Source organism: Paenibacillus sp. Leaf72, from assembly GCF_001422685.1.
Classification (GTDB): Bacteria; Bacillota; Bacilli; order Paenibacillales; family Paenibacillaceae; genus Pristimantibacillus.
Genome location: NZ_LMLV01000035.1, coordinates 50,799 through 71,539, shown reverse-complemented (window position 1 = coordinate 71,539; position 20,741 = coordinate 50,799). Strand labels below are relative to the sequence as shown.

General features: G+C 49.3%; 23 protein-coding genes. 7 read left to right on the top strand and 16 right to left on the bottom strand.

Features of this window, described 5'->3' with window-relative positions; genetic code table 11:
* Positions 1-5: 5 nt before the first annotated feature.
* From leuB to ilvB, 5 genes are all read right to left on the bottom strand, one after another.
* Positions 6-1,088, bottom strand: coding sequence for a 3-isopropylmalate dehydrogenase (leuB, locus tag ASF12_RS31610; protein ID WP_056043166.1), 1,083 nt, complete (start codon positions 1,086-1,088; stop codon positions 6-8).
* Between the two features lie 194 nt (positions 1,089-1,282).
* Entirely contained in the window at positions 1,283-2,827 is a 1,545-nt protein-coding gene (locus ASF12_RS31605) for a 2-isopropylmalate synthase (protein WP_056043163.1), read from the bottom strand.
* A gap of 176 nt (positions 2,828-3,003) precedes the next feature.
* Positions 3,004-3,996, bottom strand: a complete 993-nt coding sequence (ilvC, locus tag ASF12_RS31600) for a ketol-acid reductoisomerase (RefSeq protein WP_056043160.1) — start codon at positions 3,994-3,996, stop codon at positions 3,004-3,006.
* A 339-nt stretch (positions 3,997-4,335) separates the two neighbouring features.
* On the bottom strand, positions 4,336-4,821 hold the full coding sequence (ilvN, locus tag ASF12_RS31595) for an acetolactate synthase small subunit (RefSeq protein ID WP_056043157.1): 486 nt from the start codon (positions 4,819-4,821) through the stop codon (positions 4,336-4,338).
* Positions 4,818-6,563 (bottom strand): biosynthetic-type acetolactate synthase large subunit, encoded by a 1,746-nt coding sequence (gene ilvB / locus ASF12_RS31590; protein ID WP_056043153.1) that lies wholly within the window; start codon positions 6,561-6,563, stop codon positions 4,818-4,820. The genes ilvN and ilvB overlap by 4 nt, the downstream gene beginning before the upstream one ends.
* Before the next feature lie 508 nt (positions 6,564-7,071).
* Between ilvB and ASF12_RS31585 the strand changes: the two genes are divergently transcribed.
* Positions 7,072-7,518, top strand: a complete 447-nt coding sequence (locus ASF12_RS31585; protein WP_056043150.1) for a GNAT family N-acetyltransferase — start codon at positions 7,072-7,074, stop codon at positions 7,516-7,518.
* Positions 7,519-7,551: 33 nt separating this feature from the next.
* Here ASF12_RS31585 and ASF12_RS31580 read toward each other — a convergent pair whose 3' ends face one another.
* The 6 genes from ASF12_RS31580 to ASF12_RS31555 form a co-directional block, all read right to left on the bottom strand.
* On the bottom strand, positions 7,552-7,911 hold the full coding sequence (locus tag ASF12_RS31580; RefSeq protein WP_056043147.1) for a hypothetical protein: 360 nt from the start codon (positions 7,909-7,911) through the stop codon (positions 7,552-7,554).
* Positions 7,912-8,104: 193 nt separating this feature from the next.
* Positions 8,105-8,464 carry a 50S ribosomal protein L20 gene (rplT, locus tag ASF12_RS31575; protein ID WP_046232964.1) on the bottom strand — a complete coding sequence of 120 codons (360 nt, stop codon included), beginning with the start codon at positions 8,462-8,464 and terminating at the stop codon, positions 8,105-8,107.
* Between the two features lie 50 nt (positions 8,465-8,514).
* Positions 8,515-8,715: a 50S ribosomal protein L35 gene (gene rpmI / locus ASF12_RS31570; protein ID WP_046232963.1), complete on the bottom strand. Its 201-nt coding sequence runs from the start codon at positions 8,713-8,715 to the stop codon at positions 8,515-8,517.
* A gap of 20 nt (positions 8,716-8,735) precedes the next feature.
* A complete protein-coding gene (infC, locus tag ASF12_RS31565) occupies positions 8,736-9,317 on the bottom strand; it encodes a translation initiation factor IF-3 (RefSeq protein ID WP_081419163.1) in 582 nt (193 codons plus the stop codon).
* Positions 9,318-9,632: 315 nt separating this feature from the next.
* Positions 9,633-10,871 (bottom strand): glycosyltransferase family 2 protein, encoded by a 1,239-nt coding sequence (locus tag ASF12_RS31560; RefSeq protein WP_056043145.1) that lies wholly within the window; start codon positions 10,869-10,871, stop codon positions 9,633-9,635.
* Positions 10,872-11,210: 339 nt separating this feature from the next.
* Positions 11,211-12,392: a glycosyltransferase family 4 protein gene (locus ASF12_RS31555; RefSeq protein ID WP_056043142.1), complete on the bottom strand. Its 1,182-nt coding sequence runs from the start codon at positions 12,390-12,392 to the stop codon at positions 11,211-11,213.
* Between the two features lie 191 nt (positions 12,393-12,583).
* Here ASF12_RS31555 and ASF12_RS31550 point away from each other — a divergent pair, with 191 nt between their 5' ends.
* Complete coding sequence (locus tag ASF12_RS31550; RefSeq protein ID WP_056043140.1) at positions 12,584-13,144, top strand: phosphatase PAP2 family protein; 561 nt, start codon at positions 12,584-12,586, stop codon at positions 13,142-13,144.
* Between the two features lie 65 nt (positions 13,145-13,209).
* On the opposite strand, the gene trmB is transcribed toward ASF12_RS31550, so the two are convergent.
* Both trmB and ASF12_RS31540 read right to left on the bottom strand, forming a co-directional pair.
* Entirely contained in the window at positions 13,210-13,962 is a 753-nt protein-coding gene (trmB, locus tag ASF12_RS31545) for a tRNA (guanosine(46)-N7)-methyltransferase TrmB (protein ID WP_056043137.1), read from the bottom strand.
* Between the two features lie 169 nt (positions 13,963-14,131).
* On the bottom strand, positions 14,132-14,338 hold the full coding sequence (locus tag ASF12_RS31540; RefSeq protein ID WP_056043134.1) for a hypothetical protein: 207 nt from the start codon (positions 14,336-14,338) through the stop codon (positions 14,132-14,134).
* 414 nt (positions 14,339-14,752) lie between these two features.
* Between ASF12_RS31540 and ASF12_RS31535 the strand changes: the two genes are divergently transcribed.
* From ASF12_RS31535 to ASF12_RS31515, 5 genes are all read left to right on the top strand, one after another.
* Entirely contained in the window at positions 14,753-15,724 is a 972-nt protein-coding gene (locus ASF12_RS31535; protein WP_056043131.1) for a TIGR01212 family radical SAM protein, read from the top strand.
* 1 nt (position 15,725) lies between these two features.
* The gene (locus tag ASF12_RS31530; protein WP_056043128.1) at positions 15,726-16,316 is read left to right on the top strand and encodes a class I SAM-dependent methyltransferase; all 591 of its coding nucleotides are present in this window, start codon (positions 15,726-15,728) and stop codon (positions 16,314-16,316) included.
* 37 nt (positions 16,317-16,353) lie between these two features.
* Positions 16,354-17,325, top strand: a complete 972-nt coding sequence (locus tag ASF12_RS31525; protein WP_056043125.1) for a type I phosphomannose isomerase catalytic subunit — start codon at positions 16,354-16,356, stop codon at positions 17,323-17,325.
* Positions 17,326-17,479: 154 nt separating this feature from the next.
* Positions 17,480-18,487 (top strand): hypothetical protein, encoded by a 1,008-nt coding sequence (locus ASF12_RS31520; protein ID WP_056043122.1) that lies wholly within the window; start codon positions 17,480-17,482, stop codon positions 18,485-18,487.
* A 23-nt stretch (positions 18,488-18,510) separates the two neighbouring features.
* Complete coding sequence (locus tag ASF12_RS31515) at positions 18,511-18,933, top strand: DUF1801 domain-containing protein (protein WP_056043119.1); 423 nt, start codon at positions 18,511-18,513, stop codon at positions 18,931-18,933.
* 16 nt (positions 18,934-18,949) lie between these two features.
* On the opposite strand, the gene ASF12_RS31510 is transcribed toward ASF12_RS31515, so the two are convergent.
* The 3 genes from ASF12_RS31510 to ASF12_RS31500 all read right to left on the bottom strand — a co-directional run bounded on the left by ASF12_RS31510 (position 18,950) and on the right by ASF12_RS31500 (position 20,639).
* Positions 18,950-19,249 (bottom strand): MazG-like family protein, encoded by a 300-nt coding sequence (locus ASF12_RS31510; protein ID WP_056043117.1) that lies wholly within the window; start codon positions 19,247-19,249, stop codon positions 18,950-18,952.
* Positions 19,250-19,276: 27 nt separating this feature from the next.
* Positions 19,277-19,873 (bottom strand): MSMEG_1061 family FMN-dependent PPOX-type flavoprotein, encoded by a 597-nt coding sequence (locus ASF12_RS31505; RefSeq protein WP_056043115.1) that lies wholly within the window; start codon positions 19,871-19,873, stop codon positions 19,277-19,279.
* 67 nt (positions 19,874-19,940) lie between these two features.
* The gene (locus ASF12_RS31500; protein ID WP_235533341.1) at positions 19,941-20,639 is read right to left on the bottom strand and encodes an MOSC domain-containing protein; all 699 of its coding nucleotides are present in this window, start codon (positions 20,637-20,639) and stop codon (positions 19,941-19,943) included.
* Positions 20,640-20,741: the final 102 nt, after the last annotated feature.

The window sequence follows — 20,741 nt, the reverse complement described above, 5'->3', positions numbered from 1 at the left end:
TATAATTAAGCTTTTTTCAGCGCTGCAATGATCAAATCGCCCATTGCCGATGTGCCGATAGCTTTGCTCTTGTCTACCGCGATATCGCCTGTACGGTGTCCTGCATCCAGCACTTCTTTAACAGCATCTTCAATCGCTTGCGCTGCATCGTGGTAGCCGAAAGTCAGACGGAACATCAGTGCAACCGACAAAATCGTTGCGATTGGGTTCGAGATGCCTTGTCCAGCAATGTCAGGAGCGGAACCGTGTACCGGCTCGTAAAGGCCGAAGCTGCCTTCGCCTAGGGAAGCGGAGGAAAGCATGCCGATGGAACCTGTCAGCATCGCTGCTTCATCGCTCAAAATATCGCCAAACATATTTTCCGTTACGATAACGTCAAAGCTCGATGGACGGCGCAGCAATTGCATTGCGCAGTTGTCGACAAGCACATGCTCCAGCTCAACCTCTGGGTATTCAGGAGCAATCCGGTTAACGACTTCGCGCCACAGGCGGGAAGTTTCCAGCACGTTTGCTTTATCTACGGAAGCCAGACGCTTGCTGCGAGTCATCGCAATATCAAACGCTTGGCGAACGATACGCTCAATCTCTTGTACATTGTATACGCAAGTATCAACCGCTTCTTCGCCGCCAGCACCTTCACGACGGAATTTCTCGCCGAAGTAAATGCCGCCTGTCAGCTCGCGCACAACGATCAGGTCAGTGCCTTCCAGCACTTCTGGTTTAAGCGTAGAAGCTTCCTTCAAGCAGTCAAATACAGTTGCCGGACGAATGTTGGAGAACAGGCCCAGCGCTTTGCGAATGCCGAGAAGGCCAGTCTCAGGGCGAAGCTCCTTCGAGTTGTTGTCCCATTTCGGACCGCCAACAGCACCGAGCAATACAGCGTCAGCATTTTTACAAAGATCAAGCGTCTCTTGCGGCAATGGTGTTCCTTTTTGATCGATTGCAATACCGCCGAACAGGCCGTGCTCGGTTTCGAACTGATAGCCGTAAAGCTCTTCTACTTTTTTCAATACTTTAAGCGCTTCGCCTACGACCTCTGGACCAATACCGTCGCCGGCAACTACTGCAATTTTTTTAACTTCTGACATTGTTGTGTAACACTCCTTATTTTTGAGCTCGGATGAGCTATTCTCATTCTGTTATCATTTGTACCATATTTCAGAGCTGAAAACAAAGATATAAAATCTATGGTCTTTATAGGCAATGCTTATAAAGGCTATTGAATACGCATATGGCTCGGCAGAACGTAATAAAGGAGGAGCTTCCGCTCCCCCTAAGCTAACTAAATCAAGCTCATTTTATCGCGACGTCCTGGCGATTTGCGTTTCTCAATTAGGCGGTTGAGCGCATCGATGTAGGCGCGTGCGCTCGCTTCCAAAATATCGGTGCTAAGGCCGCGGCCCTGCGCAGATACTTCATTTTGGTTCAGTACAACATGCACCTCGCCAAGCGCATCCTTGCCTTGGGATACCGATTTAATCGAATAATCCTCAAGCTCTACAGCTTCAGAAGTCACTTTATCGATCGCATTGTAAATCGCGTCAACCGAGCCATTGCCTTCCGCTGTTCCTTCGCTAACGCTTCCATCCGCTTGGCGGATAATAACCGAAGCGCTAGGCGTCGATTGGTTGCCGTAGCTCACTTGGATCGTCTCAAGCGTAAATACTTCCGGCGTATCCACGAGCTTTTCTTCCAGAAAGGCACGAATATCTTCGTCGGTGACATTCTTTTTGCGGTCAGCCAAGTTTTTGAACTTGGCGAAGGCCACGTTAACCGCTTCTTCATCCAGCTCATAGCCCATGTCGATCAGCTTCTCGCGGAATGCGTGACGGCCGGAGTGCTTGCCAAGTACGAGCGAAGACTCTTTCAAACCGATGGTATCGGGCGAAATGATTTCATACGTCGTTTTTTCCTTGAGCATGCCGTCCTGATGAATGCCGGACTCATGCGCGAAGGCGTTGGCGCCCACAATCGCTTTATTGCCTGGTACCACCATGCCCGTCAGCTTGCTGACCAGGCGGCTCGTCTTGGCAATTTCTTTCAGGTTCAACGTCGTCGTTGCGCCGAAATAATCGGCACGCGTCGCAAGCGCAAGGGCAATTTCCTCGATTGCCGTGTTTCCGGCGCGTTCGCCGATACCGTTAATCGTACCCTCTACTTGATCTGCGCCGTTAAGTATAGCAGACAGTGCATTGGCTGTTGCCATGCCCAGATCATCATGGCAATGCGCGCTGAGCTGGATCGTTTCGATGTTCGGAACGTTTTGCTTCAGCGTTTTGAAGATGTTGCCGAATTCCTGCGGATTCAAATAACCGACGGTATCCGGAATATTAACGACTGTCGCTCCCGCGCGAATCGCCATATCCGTTACTTCGCAAAGGAAATCAAGCTCTGTGCGCCCAGCATCTTCAGGCGAGAATTCGACTTTATCAAAATATTTCTTCGCATAACGAATAGCGCGCTCTGCTGTTTCCAGCACTTGCTCCTTCTCCATCCGCAGCTTGTGCTTGCGGTGAATTGGGCTTGTCGCCAGGAATAGATGGATGCACGGGTCCTGCGCGCCTTTAAGCGCTTCACGCACCGCGTCAATATCCTGCTCGCGCGAGCGCGACAGGCCGATAATCGTTGCATTTTTGATAGCTGTCGCTACCGCATTAACCGCTGCCAAATCGCCGGGAGATGCCGCAGGAAAACCAGCTTCAATCCGATCCACACCCAGCTTTTCCAGTTGGAGGGCGATTTCCACCTTTTCCTTCGTGTTCAGGTTGACGCCTGGAGACTGCTCCCCATCACGCAATGTTGTGTCAAAAATATAAATTTTACGCATTTCCTTGCACCTCCGGGAACAGAATGATCCCGGTACGCACGGACAGCTCTAAGACTGCGCCTGCGCGCAGCTCATCCGCCGGTGAACCGGGATTATTTCTTCATCGCTTCATACTATGGGGGCGCATCCCCGCAAGGTTAAACACCTATTTGAAGATACGCCCTAGTTAAAAAATATTACTTCTTGATCCAGTGCATAAGCTCACGAAGCTGTTTGCCTGTTTGCTCGATTGGATGAGCTGCCTCGTTGCGGCGAGTAGCGTTCATCATCGCTTGTCCTGATTTGTTTTCCAGGATGAAATCGCGAGCGAAACGGCCGGATTGGATATCTTCCAATACGCGCTTCATTTCTTTTTTCGTTTCAGCTGTTACAATGCGAGGACCCGTTACATAGTCGCCGTATTCAGCTGTGTTGGAGATGGAATCGCGCATCGAGGAGATGCCGCCTTCGTACATCATGTCAACGATCAGCTTCAGCTCGTGCAAGCACTCGAAGTAAGCCATTTCTGGAGCATAGCCAGCTTCAACAAGCGTTTCAAAACCAGCTTGTACAAGCGCGGATGCGCCGCCGCAAAGAACTGCTTGCTCACCGAAAAGATCGGTTTCTGTTTCTTCTTTGAAAGTTGTTTCGATAACGCCTGCACGAGTACAGCCGATACCTTTAGCATAAGCAAGACCGATTGCTTTTGCGTTGCCGGAAGCATCTTGCTCGATTGCGATCAAGCCCGGTACGCCAAAGCCTTCTTCATACGTACGGCGAACCATGTGGCCTGGCGATTTAGGAGCAACCAGGAATACGTCTGTATCTTTGCTTGGCTTGATTTGGCCAAAGTGAATGTTGAAGCCGTGGGAGAACATCAGAGCCGCGCCTTTTTTCAGGTTCGGTGCGATTTCCTCGTTGTATACTTGTGCTTGTGTTTCGTCAGGCAGCAGGATTTGAACAACGTCTGCTACTTTAGTTGCTTCAGCAACGGTCAATACTTCGAAACCGTCTTTTTTAGCTGTGTCAGCGGATTTACCAGGGCGAAGACCGATGATAACTTTAAGTCCGCTGTCGCGAAGGTTTTGCGCTTGTGCGTGGCCTTGGCTTCCGTAACCGATTACTGCGATCGTTTTACCTTGAAGTACGCTTTGATCAGCGTCTTTTTCATAATACAATGTAACTGCCATGTGAATAATTGCCTCCTTTATTTTGACCCTTTTGAACGGGTGTTTAAGTAGAGAATGACGCGAATAGCCGCGGTTCTCCGCTTAAACTCCCGCTCAAAGCGGGGTAAATCCATATTTTCAAGGTGAGACGGCTGTCGCCGTCCTTTGGCGGCGCGGCGCGTTTCAGTCCGAGAAATATAGAGAAAGTATGACGAAATCATATACTTTCCTATATTTCAAGCAAAAACGACTTCGTCGTCCTTCTGGAACGTGCGAAGAGCTTTGCCCTAGAATTCTAAGCGGATATAAGGATGAAACTTATACTTTCTTAGAATTCGAAAAAAAGCTTGCGATCGAACGTTAGCGGCTGTTGCCGCGGTTCAGCGCCGTTACACCGGTACGGGACAGCTCGCGAATACCATAGGGCGTCAGCAATTCAACCATTGCGTCGATTTTCTCGGTATCGCCAACAACCTGTACCATAACGGAATGAGTGCCAATGTCCACAACTGCTGCGCGGAATGTTTCGACTACGCCGAAAATTTCCGGACGCACCGCTGGCTCGGCGCTTACTTTAATAAGCGCCAGCTCGCGGGCAACAATAGGGTTCGAGCTAAGATGAATGACTTTGATTACATCAATAAGCTTATAAAGCTGCTTCGTAATCTGCTCAAGCGTCTGCTCATCGCCTGTTGTGACGATGACCATGCGGGACAGGCCAACCTCTTCGCTCGTCCCCACTGTGATGCTCTCAATATTGAAGCCGCGGCGGCCGAACAAACCGGACACACGCTGCAAAACGCCAGGCTGGTCGTTAACGATTACTGCGATTGTATGTTTCTTCATTCCGCATCCCCCATGATCATTTCGTCGATCGTGCTACCTTGTGCGACCATCGGGTATACATTTTCTTCTTTGCGAACGACAAACTCCACAACTGCAGGACCAGGGTGATTCATTGCCTCTTCCCATACTGCTTTTGCTTCTTCCTTGTTCGTCGCGCGGAAGCCTTTCACACCATATGCTTCCGCCAGCTTCACAAAGTCCGGGCTGCCCGAAAGGTCAATGTGGCTGTAGCGATTATCGTAAATCAGCTCCTGCCACTGGCGCACCATTCCTAGCACCTGATTGTTCAAAATAACAACCTTGACCGGAATGTTGTTGATTGCACAAATCGCCAGCTCCTGCGCACACATCTGCATGCCGCCATCGCCGTTGATTGAAATAACAAGGCGGTCAGGGTTCGCCATTTGAGCGCCGATTGCCGATGGGAAACCAAAGCCCATCGTTCCAAGTCCGCCAGAGGTTACCCACGAGCGCGGCTTGTTGAACTTGTAAAACTGCGCTGCCCACATTTGATGCTGGCCAACGTCTGTCGTTACAATGGCATCGCCATTCGTCGTCTCATGCAGCATTTCCACTACCCATTGCGGCTTCAGCTCATCTTCCGAATCCTTGTATCTGAACGGATATTGCGCTTTCGAAGCCAGCAGCTCCGCACGCCATGCATCTGCTTTATCTGCACGCTTGGCTTGCAAATTCGCAATTTGCAGCACCGTCTTCACATCGCCTACAATCGGAATGTCAGTTGGCACGTTTTTGCCGATTTCGGCAGGATCGATATCGATATGAATGATCTTCGCATGCGGTGCAAACCCAGACAGCTTGCCCGTTACTCGGTCATCAAACCGCGCGCCGATATTGATCAGCAAATCTGCCTTCTGAATCGATTTGTTCGCTGTATACGTGCCGTGCATACCCGGCATGCCGAGGAACAAGTCATCTCCGCTTGGGAATGCCCCAAGACCGAGCAGCGTTGTCGTAATCGGAATATCGGTTTTCTTCACGAATTCATGCAGCTCTTCATGCGCGCCGGAGTAAATAACGCCGCCGCCTGCAAGAATTAGCGGACGCTCCGCTTCCGTGATCGCTTTAATCATTTTGTCCACCTGCAGCTTGTTCGGCGATACAGTTGGGTTATATCCGCGAATGCTGACTTCCGTTACCGGCTTGAACAGCGTTTTGTTAGCGGAAATGTCTTTCGGTATATCAATTAGAACAGGTCCCTTGCGTCCTGTATTAGCAATATGGAATGCTTCATGAATCGTACGGGCCAAATCATTGACATCCCGTACCAGATAGCTGTGCTTCGTAATTGGCATTGTAATGCCTGTAATATCAGCTTCTTGGAACGCATCGGTTCCAATCAGGCTCGAGATGACATTACCGGTAATGACAACCAACGGAACCGAATCCATAAAAGCGGTAGCAATACCCGTTACCAGGTTGGTCGCACCAGGGCCGGAGGTTGCAATACAAACCCCTACTTTGCCGCTTGCGCGAGCATAACCATCGGCTGCGTGAATTGCGCCTTGCTCATGGCGGGTAAGCACGTGGTTGAAATCAGAGAAACCGTGCATCGCATCGTAAATGTACAACACTGCGCCACCCGGATACCCGAATACGCAATCGACGCCTTCCAGCACCAAGCTGCGAAGTAAAATTTCGGAACCCGTAATTACTTCTGGCTGCCTCAGCTTCTCCATTAATTCTTCTTTTGACTTCAGTGTTGCATTTTGCGTGACCATCGGTCATCCTCCTCTCGAAAACAACAAAAAAACCTTTCGCTCCTCCTGCTTCTAGAAGAAGCATCGAGGGACGAAAGGTTTAACTTCCGTGGTACCACCCAAATTCGTTACACATCTTGCGATGTATAACCTCCACAGGTAAGAACGTGTGCGCACTGACCGTCCATACCTTTAGCACTGTAACGCGTGCCCTGCGATTTTCCCTAATAACCACTTGACGTGCTTTTCAGGAAAACAGCTCCGAGGTGAGCTCGTAGAAAAGGGGTTTTGGCGATGGTTGCAGCTGATCCATCCGCTCTCTGAACAAAAGAGCCCTTAACACTTCGTCCTCATCATTGCTGATGACATATGTTTGAATAAGACTTTCTTTATTATAAGCTGACATCATTCGTTAGTCAAGAAGAAACCGCAACAGCATTTTAGCAAAAATAGGGCGCGCGGCAAAGCCCCGCTTCATATATTAGAATAGCCAGCATTCGGCAAACTCATGCAGTCAGGAATGATCCTAATGATACGAGAGCGCAACGCCCGTACCGACGATGAAGAAATCATCAGGCTCATCAAGTCAGAGCTTATGCCACTCTCATGGACGACTCATCAACATGATGCCACAGTTATACGCGAGCTGCCCCTGCGCCTTCGCCGCGGCGTAACCTATGTTGCGGCAGCAGGAAAAACAGCCACGCCCTATGGCTTTATTCATTTTGAAAAAGCCCACGACATTTTGATGTTCTCCATGCTTGCCGTACACCCCGAGCATCGCAACCGCCATTGCGGCACAAAGCTGATGGCAGCAGCCGAAGCCTATGGCTTGGCAGCTTCCTGTACGATGGGCCGCCTGTTCGTCGATCAAATCAACGACAAGGCCCGCCATTTTTATACGAAGCTCGGATATCAAGCGATTCGATATTATCCCGAGCTTCGCTGCTACGAAATGATTAAAGGGCTTAGTTGAGGCTGAAATCAGCAGCCCTATGCCGCTAAATACTTAGTAGTAGCCGCCGTAGTTGTAGCCTTGGTTCTGACAGCATTGGCCTCCGCCGTAGCCGCCACCATAGCCGCCTCCGTAACCACCGCCATATCCTCCACCGTAGCCGCCTCCATAGCCGCCGCCGAAGCCAGCTCCGAAGAATGGAAGCGTACCGATTGCCAGCAAATCAAACAAAACTAGGGGCAGCAGCGCTTTTGTTTTGACCGACTTGCCCTTGTCCTTGCCAATTGGTGCAAGCGTCAGCTTGTTGCCCTGGATGCGAACGAGCTTGCCCGTGACGACAGAGCCGTCCTTGCGCACTGCATAGATGGATTTGCCCGCGAGCTTACGCGCCTGCTCTTTGGTAATGTTACCCATGCAAAATCCCTCCTTTCCCGTTGTGCTTTAGTTTATTCAGGAAAGAGGTAGCCGCCTGTTTGTTTGTCCTCTGCTGCCGGAATTGGACGCTAAAATGTACGCCACTCCAGTCGGAACCAGAAATGAAAAAAGTCATAGAAATCATAATGAGGCTGCCCCCTAAGGGACAGCCTCATCTATAACGCTTCAGTTACTAAGCGTTGATTTTTTGTTTAGCCACGCCAGCAAGGGAGTTGAACGAAGCAATATCGTTAACAGCCAAGTCAGCAAGGATTTTGCGGTTTACTTCAACGCCAGCAAGTTTCAAACCGTACATGAATTTGCTGTACGACAGTCCGTTGATACGAGCTGCTGCATTGATACGAACGATCCACAGTCTGCGGATGTCACGTTTTTTGTTGCGACGGTCGCGGTAAGCATACATTAAGGACTTGCCTACTTGCTCCTTCGCTGTTTTAAACAGGCGATGCTTCGAACCGAAATAACCTTTTGCCAGTTTCAAAATTCTTTTGCGACGACGAGTGCGGACAAATCCGCCTTTAACTCTTGCCATGAGTGTTGACCTCCTGAAAGTTTCTAATTAGTATTTATTGCAAAATGTGCTTATTTAAGATTGTTAAGACCTTGTTGCAGGCGTTTAACGTCGCCAGCAGCCATCAGTGGTTGACCAGCAAGAACGCGCTTCTGGCGTCCGGATTTGTGGGAAAGCAAGTGGTTTTTGTAAGCTTTATAACGCTTTACTTTACCAGTACCCGTAATTTTGAAACGGTCTTTCAGACTGCTGTGTGTTTTCATTTTAGGCATGTCAATTATCCTCCCTTAAATTAAGTGTTGCTTTTTGGTGCCAAAATCATAATCATGCTCCGGCCTTCCAGCTTAGGAGCGCGTTCTACGCTGCATATTTCGGCAACCTCTTGAGCGAGACGATCCAAGATCTTTTGACCAAGCGACGCGTGCGCAATTTCACGACCGCGGAACCGGACAGAAGCTTTAACTTTATCGCCTTCACCCAAAAACTTTACAACATTGCGGTATTTCGTTTGATAATCGTGCTCATCAATGTTTGCACGGAACCAAACTTCCTTAAGATCAACGATCTTTTGGTTTTTCCGGGCTTCTTTTTCTTTCTTTTGCTGCTCATAGCGGAATTTTCCGTAATCCATAATCCGGCATACCGGCGGTTTAGCCGTCGGCGCTACGTTCACCAGATCCAGGTTTAAGTCTATGGCCATTTGCAAGGCATCACGAATGGGTTTAATACCGATTTGCTCGCCTTCCGCACCAACTAAACGTACTTCTCTGGCCCGGATTTCATCATTGATTTGATGTTCTCTGCTAATAACGTGCCACCTCCAAAAGAGTATACTTGCATAATAAAAGGGATACAGGCTCAATTGAACCCGCATCCCATAACCGTTGTTTGCTGCTATTCCCTACATCCCACAAGGAGACACAAAAGATAAGCTTAGTCGATTATCGCAAACCGGTCAGCGCGAGCCGAAAGGTGAGAAGCGGGTGCTTCTGCTTGTGCGTTACAGTATTTCATAAATTGTTTCCTAAACACTACCGACTTACTATATCACAACCGAAAGTTCAGTGTCAACACTTTTAAAATCAAAATGTGGGTAACCGCGCGCAGCAGACGAAATCAATGTTCAAGAGCAGCTAAAGCTGAAACAATGATCCGTCGGCGTCGCGGCAGCTTATTCACAAATTCATCTTTAAAGCTGCTTGCTCTGTACTTCCTCCAAGCGGATGACGCGAGTATGCTGCGTATGGCTCCACTTCTTGTTGTTTTGTGTAAAGAAGGCATGAACCGTAATTGGCCACCATGACAGGGTGAAAAGCAAAAACGTCGGAATGCGCAGGTACAGCTTCCAGTTGACTTTAGCCAAATGCATAGACAACGGAATTTGAATGAAAATGTAAAGCATATAAGGGATAGACACCCAAATCGGCAGCATATTGTACACGGATGTTACCCGTTCTCCTCCCGACAGGAAGATGTCGCCCCAAACGATAGCGGCTATACAGAAGCCCGCGAGATAATTGTAAGCATTAAAGACATACAGCGCAGCGTCGATCTTTGTCCAGCTGCGATCCTTGATGCCCTGCCACAACAGCGGTAGCATATGCTTGCGCGTTACATCAAAATGGCCTTGCATCCAGCGCAGGCGCTGGCGGGCAGAAGCCTGAAACGTAATCGGCTTTTCGTCGAATACTTTAGCTTCAAAGTTGAATTTCGGGTAAATGCCCCGCTTAATGCAGCGAACGGTAAATTCCAAATCCTCGACAAGGCTCGTAGCTCCCCAGCCCATTTCCTGCAGCAGCTTGGAATCGAACACCATGCCCGTACCGCCGAGGAAGTTCGCAAGCCCCAGGTTCGTACGTGGCAGCTGCCATAGACGGTTACAGAACCAATAGTTGATTGCATTCGCCGAGCTGACCCAAGAGTCATTCGGGTTTTTCGTATCCAGATAACCTTGTACAACCTGGAAGCCATTGCACAGATCATTGTTCATATATTGCAGGAAGTCCGTTGCCACGAGATTGTCAGCATCGAAAATCGCAACGCCATCATAGCTGCGCGGCATTTGCCACAGCTCTTTAAGCATCCATTCCACCGCGAAGCCTTTACCGCGTTGGTTCGGATTTTCTCTTACGCAGGCATATACGCCGTCATAGCTTTTTACAACATCGACTGTTCCGTCGGTGCAGTTGTCGCAGATGACGAAAATATCGTACAGCTCGCGCGGGTATTTCATTTTTTGCAAATTCTCGATTAAAGCTCCAACTACTTGCTCTTCGTTATGAGCGGCGATTAGCAAAGCGAAAGACTTTTGCGGCTTATGCGACAAATCCTCTTTTTTGCGATGCCATCCAAAAAACGTCAGAAACAATTGATACAGGCCAAGCACTGCAAATAAAATTTGCACAACAAACATAATCGAATTGAACATTTAGGTACTGCCCCCTTGAGACCCCTTTTTTTGATTTGCCAAATTGATTGGCGCAGCCGACCAAGCATGCGTTCATCGTTCAGGCGGTTATTTTATATCTCTCTTGTTTACGGGCGCTTTTCTGAAAGCGTCCCTGACCTTACTTGATTCTCCACACATTGCTTCCTTTTGTCAAAAGCTCAATTGAGCGTTTTCCAGCCGGAAAAGCGCTACCATGGTTAACCAATGACTGCATTACCTCCTTTTGCGGCGCGTCACCCTTATTTTCATCCATTTGCTGAATTTTTAGCACTTCTGTCCTTACTTACGATAAAAAACGCGAAAATGTTTCCGTTAAATTTATCTCATAATGTGACTGACTGGTGAACGCCCCTTTGCGGATTGCCGCTCGCATTCCGCGAGAAGCCCATCAAAAATTGCATCCCAAGACTTGCGAAGACTGAACAATCTTGCGCTAATGCCCAAACTTCTTCTGCATTCCTCATCCTCGTGCAGAAGCGCAAGTGCAGCAGCAAAGCTTGCCGGGCTTCCCGCCTCGCATAACACTCCGTTTAGTCCGTGGGAGACGGAATCAAGCACGCCGCCCTTGTTCGCACAAAGGACAGGTGTGCCGCATGCCATCGCCTCAAGCACAACATTGCCGAACGTTTCCGTCGCCGACGGAAAGAGGAAAAGATCAGCAGCAGCGTACCACCTCTGCAGCTCCTCTGACGTTTGAAAGCCAAGGAAGGTTGCAGCTACGCCGCTTCTTGCGCATTGCTGCTGCAGCGCCTCTGACGAAGGACCGTCACCAGCCAGCACCAGCTTAACCTGTGCATTTGTTTGTTTTTGGAATAAGGAGAAAGCCTCAATTGCTGTTTCGACATCTTTCTCTGGAGCAAGCCTTCCTGCATAAAAAACGACAAAACATTCATGTTTTATGCCATGCTGCGCCAGCAATTGCTCCCGGTTAACCCCGGGATGAAACAAGCTTGTGTCTATACCCCGGCTCCACACCGAAAGCCGCTCCGCACCCCATCCTTTCCTAGTCAAGTCCTGCAGTGTAGATGTGGAAGGCACAAAAATCTTTTTACAGTCGTGATGAAACCATTCCATATACCTACTTAACATCTTTACCATCCATTGCAAATTATAAAACGGCAAATATTGATCAAAATTGGTGTGATACGATGCGATCAGTGGAATTTGATGCTTGCGGGCATAATGAATGCCACATAAGCCAAGGTTGAATGGGGTAGCTACATGGATGAGGGTGGGATTAAATTCATGCAGGGCATGGCGGAGATGCAGCGGATTCGGCAGCGCCAGACGGCACTCGGGGTATAGAAAAAACGGCAGGCTGGCAAAACGTTCTACAGAGCTTGCCTGCATAGCAGCCTTGGAGTCAAATATCGAGCGCTCCGGCGCCAGCACCAGACACTCCACCCCCCTGCGCTGCAAATAGGCTTTCCAGCGGCCAAGCGAACGGGCAACGCCATTTCGTTCAGGCTCATAGGTATCGGTAAAAAGCGCGAGTCTCATTCATACGCCTCCTTCGCCTTTACTCTTGAATGCTATCGGCTATTATTGTAAGGAAGGTATGTTATCGGGTAATCAACACAGTATGAACGGAACATTAATCTGGATTTTTACAAATTGTATGCGTACAGGGGCTCAAAACATGGTACTATCTTTAGAGTGGAAAACCGCCACACTTATACAGGAGGATTTGAATGAAACAATTGTTAGGATGGCTGAGAGTGCGCGAGCAGCAGCTCATTGTCTGGGCGAACAGCCGGCGTGGACATAAGCGCCTGCACCGCTGGCTTGGAAAATGGCTCAGCGTCATTACACATATGGGTGGTGCGACGTTTACCCTGACCAGTTCTCTGCTATTTGCTTTGATCGCTCCATCACCATGGAACGCAACAGGCTGGCAATGCTTCATAACCGTCGTCATTAGCCATTTCCCCGTTTTTGTGGTCAAACGCTGGTTCAAAAGGCTGCGCCCGTATCAAGCGCTGGAGGGGTTGACCACCAGTCGCAAGCCGCTTGTCGATTCGTCATTCCCATCTGGACATACGACAGCGATATTCGCCTGGCTCATCCCAATTGTGCTTACGAGCGGCGTCCTGCTGGTTATTACCGTCCCAATTGCTGCGGTTATAGGCGTTTCGGTAGGCTGGTCGAGGATGTACTTGGGGCTGCATTATCCTTCCGACGTTATTGTCGGCGCATTTATAGGCACGGTCACGGCATTCGCCGTACAATACAGCTGGGTTACTGCCATGTAACCTAGCTGTATTTGGCTTTTGCCCGTTTTTTTACTGCGGGGATCGTTGATTAATGGTTTGAAAGGCTAGTCTTCTGTTTCTTCGTCCTGATCGCTTTGCTCCGCTTCACGCTGGGCATTCGCCAGCTTGTTTTCGCGGAATTTCGCCAGCGCCGCTGAGCCGATTACAGCTTCCAGACGGTAGATCGGCTGGCCCTTGTCCATAAATTTCATCTCATATTCAGTAAATACAAGCTCCTCGCGCGGCTCATCCTTATGCAAATGCAAGGAAATGTTCCGAAGCTGAAGCTCCATCTCCGTAAAGCTGTTCAATGAGAACTCAAACAGCGACATCGAATCGGTCTTAAAATGAATTTCTCCGCGCTCGTTCAGCAATTGACCATACTTCGCCAGAAAACGCGGATGCGTCAGCCTGCGGCGGGCATGCTTCGCTTTTGGCCAAGGATCGCTGAAATTCAGATGAATGCGCTCAAGCTCGCCCGGCTCAAACATCGTCTCGATCTGCTCGATATTCGCGCGCAGCAGCGCCAAATTAGGCGGATGGCTAACTCCCTGCTCTGCCCAAATCGCATGTGCCTTCTCGCCTGCACGGCGAATCAGCTCATCATACATATCTACGCCAATAAAATTAATATGCGGATTGCGCGCGCTCATATGGCTGATGAAACGGCCCTTGCCCATGCCAAGCTCCACATAAATCGGGTTATCATTGCCGAAAAAATCGCGCCATTTCCCTTTAAGCGGGGCAGCATCCAAAACAACAAGCTCAGGCTGTGCCTCCAGGCTTTCACGAATTCCTTTTCTTCCTCTTAATCGCATTGTATTTGAATCCTCCATTTAATTGCGTGCGCGCCCGAATTGTGGGCAACTCCCGCATATAAGCTAGTCCTTATTGTGCCTAAGATCGCCCTTCTTGTAAAGCCGATAGCCAAAAAAAAGAACCTCAGGGTGGCCGCCCCCGCGGTTCTTCTACTAATTATAGAGCAGCTCAGATCAGCAAGCGATAATCAATCGGAGCACTGGATTTATCGATTTCATATGTTTCTTCGAGCGCTTCATTCAACTTCTTGCGCGCAGATACTTCAACATGATGATTATTGTGGAATCTGACACCGCTCAGCGCCATCAGCTCTTTAACTGTCAATTCTACTGTTACTTTCTCATCGCCATGTGGAATTCTAGTTTGCTGGCTCATTAGACATCACCTCATCGTTTAATATAACTCATTATTTCCAGACAAACGACATTGTATGACAATCGCTACGAATTAGCTATGTTAGGTTTTTTTGTTGCCATTTCACACTTTTAATATAACAGATCATGTAAGATATAGCAAGCCTATTTTCTGTTTTCTCAAAAATAATTTCCAGTTTTCCGCATAGTGGAAACGTTTACATTCAGCCTATAATCGGGCGTGGCTTTCCGCCTGTTTTTTCGTTAAAATAGAGGGAGCGAATAAATGGCGGTCAAAAAGAATCTGCACTGCGTGAAAGGTTTGGCTTATGAAGCAGCTTTCCTGCGGAAAGCTTAAGTATATGCTTCTCCGATTCGAACCTTTCACTCCGCTCCAATTTTTTCACCACCCTTTTTATAAGAGAAGGAGAACGGAATGAATTCATTAAAAGCAACAGCATTAGAATCAGCCAATGAACCCCAGCTATGGGGCGATAAAAGATTTCATACATGGAACTACGAGATGCGCGAGCAATTCGGGGGCAAAGTGTTCAAGGTCATGCTAGATGCCGGATTTACTTGCCCGAACCGCGATGGATCCATTGCCAAGGGCGGCTGCACCTTCTGCAGCGCGCGCGGATCAGGCGACTTTGCCGGGAGCCGGCGGGATGATCTCATTACCCAGTTCAACAACATTCGCGACCGCCAGCATCAAAAATGGCCCGATGCCCAGTATATCGGCTACTTTCAGGCCTATACGAACACTTACGCACCCGTAGAGGAGCTTCGCGAATATTACGAAGTGATTTTACAGCAGCCTGGCGTTGTCGGCCTGTCGATTGCAACCCGCCCCGACTGTCTGCCGGACGATGTCGTCGATTATTTGGCGGAGCTCAATGAGCGCACCTACCTCTGGATCGAAATGGGACTTCAGACGGTGCATGAATCGACCTCAGAGCTGATTAACCGGGCGCATGATACCGCCTGCTATGTTGACGCGGTAAAACGCTTGCGTGCGCGCGGCATCCGCGTCTGCGCCCATATTATTTATGGACTGCCGCAGGAAACGCATGAAATGATGCTGGACACCGGACGCGCCGTTGCCGCCATGGATGTACAGGGCATCAAAATCCATCTGCTCCATCTCATGCGCAAGACGCCAATGGTTCGCCAATATGAGGCTGGACTGCTGCGCTTTCTGGAGAAGGACGAATACGTCAAGCTCATTGGCGACACGCTGGAGTTTTTGCCGCCAGAGATGATCGTCCATCGCCTCACTGGAGATGCGCCGCGCGACCTGCTCATCGGCCCAATGTGGAGCCTCAAGAAATGGGAAGTGCTCAATGCAATTGATGATGAGCTGCGTAAGCGTGGCACTTGGCAAGGAAAGCTGTGGGTGAACAGCTAGCATGGGATTTTTATCGGTTCTCAGCATGGCGCATCGCTGGATGGCCGAACGGGCACAGCCCGGTGATGCCGTCATCGATGCCACGTCAGGCGGCGGCGTTGACACGCTAGCCCTCGCCCGTCTCGTCGGCGAACGCGGCAGCGTATTTGCCTTCGACATCCAGCAGGCGGCGCTCGACCGGACGCGGGAGCGGCTGGATGCAATACGTGCAAGCGGCAAGGAGAAGCTCGCGGAGACGCAGCTTTTGCTCCAAAGCCACGAGCATATGGCGGATGGCCTGCCAACCGCACTGCATGGCAATATTGCCGGAGTGATGTTTAATCTCGGCTTTTTGCCTGGTGGCGATGAGTCGCTTATTACGCAGCCATCGACTACAATTGCCGCGCTGGAAGCAGCGCTTGCTCTGCTTCGTCCGGGCGGCATCATTACATGCGTCGTCTATCCCGGTCATCCGGGCGGCGCGGAGGAAGCGGCTGCCGTACAGCAATGGGTTGAAGCACTGCCTGATGAGGCTGCCTCCACTATGCTGTACCGTCAGCTTCATAAGAAAGCTGCACCATATTTGCTTGGCGTAGAGAAAAAAGCCAAATGAAAAGCTTAAACTACTTAACTTAGGGAGAGATACTGTAATGACTAAACCATATCCACTGCAATTTCAACCAGAGATGAAGGAACGTATTTGGGGAGGCCGTGCGCTTGAGCAGTTTGGGCTTACGCTGCCGGAAGGCTCGATTGGCGAAGGCTGGATGATCGGCGACCATCCGAATGGCACGACGAAGGTTATTAATGGCGAGCTTGCTGGCAAAGGCCTCGACGAAATTCGCGAAGCTTATGGCCGCGAGTGGTTCGGCACGAAAGGCTTCTCCGAAAAAAATGGCCGCTTCCCGCTTCTCATCAAGCTGCTCGATTGCAATGATGACCTGTCGATTCAGGTTCACCCGACCGACACGTACGAAGGATTGCCTGAAGGCGAGCTTGGCAAAACCGAAATGTGGTACATCCTTGATGCCAAGCCAGGCGCAACGATTATTTACGGCTTGAAGGACGGCGTAGACCGCGGCGCTATGGAAGCTGCAATTGCTGAAGGACGCATTATGGATACGCTGCAAGAGGTTCCCGTTCAAGCAGGCGACGCCTTTTACATACCGGCAGGAACCGTCCATGCGCTGTGCGCTGGCGTAGTCGTTGCCGAAATTCAGCAAAACTCCGATACGACTTACCGCCTGTATGATTATGACCGTCTTGGTCTTGATGGCGAGCTGCGCGATCTGCATATCGAGGACTCGCTGAACGTCATTGCTTATGACGGCGCTGGAGCAAGCCGCATGACTACCGAAGGCGTTGCTGATGGCCAGTGGCTGACCATTGCCTCATCTCCTTATTTTATTGTGGAAAAAGGAATCATCCGCTCCGCAGCAGCTTATGAAACGCCTGCTACAAGCTTCGTCATCCTGATCGTTGCCGAAGGCAGCGGCAAGCTGAAATGGGCAGATGGCGAGCTCGCACTCGCTGCAGGCCAAGCTTACTTGCTTCCAGCAAGCCTTGGCGGCTATGAGCTGGACGGCAGCCTGACCGTCATTCGCAGCGTTGTGCCTGAGTAAGGATTTTTTAAGGGGCAAGGACATAAAGGAATAGACAACAGGGATGCGAGCAAATCGCGTCCCTGTTTTATTTGTATAGGGCATATCGGAGCATGCGTTCACATTCCTTGATCATGTATAATTTATAGGGAGACTCGCTTTACATATAAGAGAGGTGTTACCTATTCGCTTAGGAGAAAATAATCATAAGTACGCTGAGCTGCATGCCTTTATAAAACATGGCGGATTTATCGAAATACCCGAAAACGGACATTTAACCTTTCATGAGCTGCTAATTGCCTGCCAAGCAAGCGCAAGAAGTGGACAAAGTACGGTATTGGATTTTGAATTTCGCCACTTCGACTTGTCCCTAATCTATGTACATGACCAATATTATGGCTCGCTTATCGACTTTAAGAGGCTGGCCCGAATCAAGAACTCTCATAAAATAGCAAAGCTAGGCGACATTCATTTTTGGCATGATTTTGAGCGATATGCGGCCCAGCATCGTCTAACTATTCGCACATGCACACAAACCAAAAACAGCAGAAAAGCCATACTCGACAACGGCTTGCGCCTCATTTTTCATTATTCCAAAACCCATGATGATTTCCTCATAAGCGAAATAACAAGCCGGTTTGGGAACAAACGAATGATTAATTCTACGCTCTCGCCCTCCTCTTATATGGAGATGGAGAGTATCGATTTTTCGATCGTTGCTTATTTGAAGCACAAAGGTTTGTTCAACCTTCCCGCCCATAAAAACAGCGGCTTCCATGATTTATTGATGAAATGCAGCAGCAAGGAATGCCACAGCGCCATAACCGGCACCATTTTAGGCTTTGAGTTTAAGTACTGGCTTTTGGAAATTTTTTATGATGACCATTTGGCATTGATCGGGGAAAATCTTAAATTTATAAACCGCAGCTCATGCAGCAGCAAAGAGGAAATAATAAAGGAATATGAGATTCATTTTTGGGAAAGCTTTAAGCTTTATGCCCAGCAAAATGACCTGCAGATCATCGAAATTTGCAAGGACCACGATATGATCATTGCCTTTTTAAATACGGGAGCTAATTTGCATTTTCAGTATCAGGAGGAATTTGGCGACTACTTGATTAGCGTGATTGAAGGAGACGGAATCCCATTCCGCGAGTCCTATAGACGAATTTACAACCACTAGCTGAGCGATCGGAGGCATTTAACATGTACGAGCTGAAAACGAAGGAAACCGACAACAGCGTCATCGCATTTATTGAAGAAGTCGAAAATATTAAAAAACGGGAAGACGCATATAAGCTGCTCGACCTTTTCACCGAAACTACAGGGCTTCCCGCAAAAATGTGGGGGCCCAGCATTATCGGCTTCGGGTCGTATCACTACCAATATGAATCAGGGCATGCCGGGGATGCACCTCTAGTTGGCTTTTCCCCAAGAAAAGCCAAGATCAGCCTGTATTTTGCCACAGGCGACACGCATCGAGAGGTACTGCTGCTACAGCTCGGAAAACATACAGCGGGCAAGGCATGCGTCTACATCAATAAAGTTGCCGACATAGATACGGGCGTCTTAAAGGCGTTGATCCGCCAGTCCATCCAGTTTCTTAAAGAAACGTATCCGAAATCTTAGAAAAAGCGAATCGCCATTACCAGGTGCGAGTTTTGTTGATTTCGATCTTTTTCGAAAAAGCCTGCTCCAAATCTATATCCAGCTTATTGGCAAGGTCGCAAATATTCCACACAATATCGTACATTTCCAGGCCCAAACGGTCTTTGATTTCTTCCTTCTTCTCATGGTCGGGGTGGTAGGAAAGATACAGCAGCTCTTTAACCGTCTCCCCCACCTCTGTAACTAAATAAAGCGCCCTTTGCTCAATCGTTGATTCGTCAAACCCATGAGCAGTGCTGAATTCCTTCACATGCTTTTGCATTTCAGATAATTGCATGACTGTACCTGCCTTCGTTGTCTAAAATTATTTTTTAACCGGGAAGCCGTTAATTTCAAGATGGGCTTTGAACAAATCTTGAACGGATGGCAGCTGCTCCTTGGAAGGCCACTGCTCATGCGACCATAATCCGGCCTGCTTAAACGCCCGTGGGCAGTGGATGAAGCATTCCTCGACTTCAACGACAACGGCAAGGCCGCTCGTCTTGCCGTTCCACTCCATGCTGCTGATAAACGCTTCATTACGCGTAATGCTCGCACGTCCATTCACCCGCATCACTTCATCAAGCCCCGGAATAATAAAAATCATGCCGATTTGCGGATTGTCAATCACATTCAGCAAGGAGTCCATTCTTCTATTGCCCGGACGATCCGGGAATGCGATTTGCTTCTCATTAAGCACCTTAACAAAGCCAGCTTCATCCCCGCGCGGGGAAACATCGCCTATACCAGCCGCATTCGAGGTCGCTAGAAAAAAAAGCGGCGACATCGACAAGTAATTGGCGGCATGCGGATCGATAATGGAAATCGTTTTTTTCACGACAGCTTCGGAAGGCTCGGTCATCATGCTTCTCAGCTCTTCCGCGGTCGTCACTTTATCTTCCTGCCACAATAAATGGGTCATGCAGGTCTACCTCCTCGTTTTTGATTGCTTTGCTATATAGCATGCATACCCTAGTCAATCGTTCAACTTAATCGGCTTGCTTATTCGCCGCTTGGCCCGATAGCCGCTCCGTTGTATCCGTCTCCAGCCCGGCCAGACGTTTTGTGAAAGTCGCCCTCCAACTGCTGGACAGCTCTGGCGCGGCAAGCAGCCGCTCCATGCCCTCCTGATTCGTTTTCTCCACATGCATAATTTGATTCGCGTAAGAAATCGACAACGCTGCCGGATGCTTGCTTATGCATATTAAAGAGTCCGAAGGCGAAACGACACCTTCCTTGAGCACTCGAAAATAATACCCGGTATAGCCGGTCTGCTGCACCTGCAGCGGAAGCTCGGGCAAGCCGTATTTGACGGATAGCTTGAAGCAGGGCTGACGAGGCTGGCTTACCTGCACAATTGCCGTCCCAAGCTGGAACGTATCGCCAATATGGATATTCTCCTCAACGATGCCCTGCGTCGTAAGATTTTCGCCAAAGGCGCCGAAGTTCATTGGCAAGCCCTGCGTCTCCCAATAGGCATAATGCTCAAAAGGATACACGCACACCGCCTTATCCTCCCCGCCATGATGGACCAAATCCGCTTGGCCGTCTCCCTCGAAGCAGACGGCAGTAAGCTTAACAGCATCCTGGACAGGATGCTTATGAATGCCCGTTAAAACCTCTTTCTTCAAATAGGGTACCTGCTGAGGCATCCCAATATTGATCGATTTAATTGAACCCGCTACCACTATGCTTCCCTCCTGTCTGCTGATCAGACGCCGCCCTTTCGACCATCCAGCCAGCCTTCATTCCACCTGTAGCCATCGATATCTATCGCTTTATCATATAAA

What these genes read in the sequence shown, in the direction of transcription:
- leuB (WP_056043166.1), bottom strand. Translation starts at nt 1,088, where the DNA reads ATGTCAGAAGTTAAAAAAATTGCAGTAGTTGCCGGCGACGGTATTGGT.
- ASF12_RS31605 (WP_056043163.1), bottom strand. Translation starts at nt 2,827, where the DNA reads ATGCGTAAAATTTATATTTTTGACACAACATTGCGTGATGGGGAGCAG.
- ilvC (WP_056043160.1), bottom strand. Translation starts at nt 3,996, where the DNA reads ATGGCAGTTACATTGTATTATGAAAAAGACGCTGATCAAAGCGTACTT.
- ilvN (WP_056043157.1), bottom strand. Translation starts at nt 4,821, where the DNA reads ATGAAGAAACATACAATCGCAGTAATCGTTAACGACCAGCCTGGCGTT.
- ilvB (WP_056043153.1), bottom strand. Translation starts at nt 6,563, where the DNA reads ATGGTCACGCAAAATGCAACACTGAAGTCAAAAGAAGAATTAATGGAG.
- ASF12_RS31585 (WP_056043150.1), top strand. Translation starts at nt 7,072, where the DNA reads ATGATACGAGAGCGCAACGCCCGTACCGACGATGAAGAAATCATCAGG.
- ASF12_RS31580 (WP_056043147.1), bottom strand. Translation starts at nt 7,911, where the DNA reads ATGGGTAACATTACCAAAGAGCAGGCGCGTAAGCTCGCGGGCAAATCC.
- rplT (WP_046232964.1), bottom strand. Translation starts at nt 8,464, where the DNA reads ATGGCAAGAGTTAAAGGCGGATTTGTCCGCACTCGTCGTCGCAAAAGA.
- rpmI (WP_046232963.1), bottom strand. Translation starts at nt 8,715, where the DNA reads ATGCCTAAAATGAAAACACACAGCAGTCTGAAAGACCGTTTCAAAATT.
- infC (WP_081419163.1), bottom strand. Translation starts at nt 9,317, where the DNA reads ATGCGGGTTCAATTGAGCCTGTATCCCTTTTATTATGCAAGTATACTC.
- ASF12_RS31560 (WP_056043145.1), bottom strand. Translation starts at nt 10,871, where the DNA reads ATGTTCAATTCGATTATGTTTGTTGTGCAAATTTTATTTGCAGTGCTT.
- ASF12_RS31555 (WP_056043142.1), bottom strand. Translation starts at nt 12,392, where the DNA reads ATGAGACTCGCGCTTTTTACCGATACCTATGAGCCTGAACGAAATGGC.
- ASF12_RS31550 (WP_056043140.1), top strand. Translation starts at nt 12,584, where the DNA reads ATGAAACAATTGTTAGGATGGCTGAGAGTGCGCGAGCAGCAGCTCATT.
- trmB (WP_056043137.1), bottom strand. Translation starts at nt 13,962, where the DNA reads ATGCGATTAAGAGGAAGAAAAGGAATTCGTGAAAGCCTGGAGGCACAG.
- ASF12_RS31540 (WP_056043134.1), bottom strand. Translation starts at nt 14,338, where the DNA reads ATGAGCCAGCAAACTAGAATTCCACATGGCGATGAGAAAGTAACAGTA.
- ASF12_RS31535 (WP_056043131.1), top strand. Translation starts at nt 14,753, where the DNA reads ATGAATTCATTAAAAGCAACAGCATTAGAATCAGCCAATGAACCCCAG.
- ASF12_RS31530 (WP_056043128.1), top strand. Translation starts at nt 15,726, where the DNA reads ATGGGATTTTTATCGGTTCTCAGCATGGCGCATCGCTGGATGGCCGAA.
- ASF12_RS31525 (WP_056043125.1), top strand. Translation starts at nt 16,354, where the DNA reads ATGACTAAACCATATCCACTGCAATTTCAACCAGAGATGAAGGAACGT.
- ASF12_RS31515 (WP_056043119.1), top strand. Translation starts at nt 18,511, where the DNA reads ATGTACGAGCTGAAAACGAAGGAAACCGACAACAGCGTCATCGCATTT.
- ASF12_RS31510 (WP_056043117.1), bottom strand. Translation starts at nt 19,249, where the DNA reads ATGCAATTATCTGAAATGCAAAAGCATGTGAAGGAATTCAGCACTGCT.
- ASF12_RS31505 (WP_056043115.1), bottom strand. Translation starts at nt 19,873, where the DNA reads ATGACCCATTTATTGTGGCAGGAAGATAAAGTGACGACCGCGGAAGAG.